1 protein-coding gene is annotated in these 607 nt (G+C 71.8%); it reads left to right on the top strand.

Annotated elements, in window-relative coordinates:
• A partial coding sequence (locus A612_RS04195; protein WP_040435990.1) for an ACT domain-containing protein occupies positions 1–607 on the top strand: 607 nt, incomplete at both ends.

Raw genomic sequence — 607 nt, 5'->3', positions numbered from 1 at the left:
GCTGCTGCGCTTCACGGGCAGCCGCAACCAGGCCGAGCTGATGACCGACATCGGCCTTGGCCGGCGGGTGGCGGGCATCGTCGCCAAGCGGCTGGCGCTGCTGCTGGCCGAGGGCGGACAGCGCCCGGACGCGCTGCTGCTCAGCCGCGAGCGCTTCGGCGCGCACGAGAATCTTTCGCAAGGCAGCATCACGCTGGACGGCAACGAGAGCGCCTCGGTCCAGTACGCGCCGTGTTGCCGGCCGGTGCCGGGCGACGCCATCGTCGGCTACCTTGGCCGGGGCGAGGGGCTGGTGGTGCACCATGCCCAGTGCGCGGTGGCGCAGAAGCTGCAGCACAAGGACGCCGAGCGCTTCATCGCGGTCGACTGGGCGGACGAGCCGGCGCGGGTCTTCGAGACCGGCATCACCCTCACGGTGAGCAACGGCAAGGGCGTGCTGGCGCGGGTGGCGTCGGTGATCGCCGAGTCGGAAGCGGACATCGTGCGCGTGGAGATGGACGACGCCATGGCGACCACCGAGCTGCGCTTCGTGATTGCGGTGCGCGACCTGGCGCACCTCGATGCCGTGCTGCGCAACCTGCGGCGCACGGCGTCGGTGCTGCGCGCG

The organism is Melaminivora alkalimesophila (genome assembly GCF_000282995.1).
Lineage (GTDB): Bacteria > Pseudomonadota > Gammaproteobacteria > Burkholderiales > Burkholderiaceae_C > Melaminivora > Melaminivora alkalimesophila.
This window is presented reverse-complemented; position numbering and strand designations above follow the sequence as displayed.